Below are 1,593 nucleotides of genomic sequence, written 5' to 3'. Positions count from 1 at the left end.
CTCAGGACTCAGCGCAACGCGTTGCGCTGAGTCCTGAGGCGCGAATCCGGGTAGGCAACCCCAGAGGGGCCGGAATCCCCCGGCCCGCGATGGAGGGAGGCCGGCATGTCCAGACCCAAGCCGTCCGGAAGGTCGTACGGGAGGCTCACGAGGCACGAGAGGAACACGGTCGAGAGGATGCTCGACCGCAACCGCAGCGCCCGCGAGATCGCCGCGGAGCTCGGCAGGTCGCCCTCGACCGTGACCAGGGAGGTGGCGGCGCACCGCTACGTCACCGCGCCGCGCTCGCGCTACGGCGAGCCCGCGCCCGCGGACCTGTCGGGGGCCTGCCCCAGGCTCTCCGTGTGGCCGAGGTGCTGCAACGGCTGCTCGCACAGGAGGGGCTACGGCTGCTCGAGGAGGCCCAGGGTGTTCTACAGCGCCAGGAGGGCGCAGGAGGCGGCCGACGCCGAGCTCTCGGCGAGCAGGTCCGGGATCGACGAGACCGAGGAGGGCGCCGCCGCCAAGCTCGCGGCCATCAGGGACGGGCTCGCGCGCGGGCTCTCCCCGCAGCAGATAGCGGCGACGACCCCCGGGCTCAGCGCCTCCACCGTCTACAGGTGGGTGGACGCCGGCTACGACGGCATGACGAACATGGAGCTCAGGCGCAAGGTCGGCTACAGGCCGAGGTCGCGCCGGGCCCCGAAGAGGGCGACGTCCCACTCGCCGCGCAGGTCGCACGCGTCGTTCCTCGCGCTCGGCGAGGACGCCTGCGCCGCGGCCTGGGAGATGGACACCGTCGAGGGCTCCAGGGGCGACTCCGCCAGGCTCCTCACGCTCCTGCACCGCCCGAGCCGCTTCCAGCTGGCCCTGCCGCTGCCGGACGGCACGTGCGCCTCGGTCCTGGCGGCGCTCTCCTCCCTGCGCGGGGTCCTCGGCGAGGACGGCGCGAGGCGCGCCTTCGGCGCCGTGCTCACCGACAACGGGAGCGAGTTCGCCGACGAGGGCGCCATCGCGGAGCTGCTCGGCGAGCGGGACGGCGAGACCAGGCTCTTCTACTGCGACCCCCGGCAGAGCCAGCAGAAGGGCGCGTGCGAGAAGAACCACGTCGAGATCAGGAAGCTGCTGCCCAAGGGCGCCGGGGCCAGGTTCGACCGGCTGGAGGCGGCGGACTGCGCGCTGCTCATGTCGCAGGTGAACTCCGAGCCGAGGGGGGCGCTCGGGTTCCTGACGCCGGCGCGCGTGCTGCGGGCGGCCCTCGGGGAGGACGCCTCCGCCCTCATGGACGCGTTCGGGATAGAGGAGCTGGCGCCCGGCGAGCTCGACCTCACGCCCGGCTGCATCGACAGGGCCAGGGCCGCGAGGGGCGAGGGGCCGCTGGCGGGATAGGCGGCGGGCCGGGACATGGGCCGGAGGGCCCGTTGCGCTGAGTCCGGAACGGCTGCGCGGCGGGCTGGCGGAGCATGCGGCGGCGGCATGGGGGCACCGGCCTCCACGGCCTCTCCACCTGCGGAAACGAGGCGACGGCCAGGTGCCGGGGGCTATTTCCGCGTTGCGCTAGCTGCGGAAACGCGGGGCCCGTTCAGGCTGTTGCGCTGAGATTGAAAATCAACC

Annotated in this window: 1 protein-coding gene; it reads left to right on the top strand. The window is 73.5% G+C overall.

What is annotated here, in order from left to right:
- Window positions 1-105 precede the first annotated feature (105 nt).
- Window positions 106-1,368 carry an IS30 family transposase gene (locus DWY03_RS09930; protein WP_117840764.1) on the top strand — a complete coding sequence of 421 codons (1,263 nt, stop codon included), beginning with the start codon at window positions 106-108 and terminating at the stop codon, window positions 1,366-1,368.
- Window positions 1,369-1,593 lie beyond the last annotated feature (225 nt).

This window comes from Collinsella sp. AF23-2 (assembly GCF_003459245.1).
Lineage (GTDB): Bacteria > Actinomycetota > Coriobacteriia > Coriobacteriales > Coriobacteriaceae > Collinsella.
The sequence above is the reverse complement of the archived record's forward strand: the minus strand, read 5'-3'. Positions and strand labels throughout refer to the sequence as shown.

Excerpts from the sequence above, each read along its gene's own strand:
- DWY03_RS09930 (WP_117840764.1), top strand. The coding sequence starts at position 106 with ATGTCCAGACCCAAGCCGTCCGGAAGGTCGTACGGGAGGCTCACGAGG.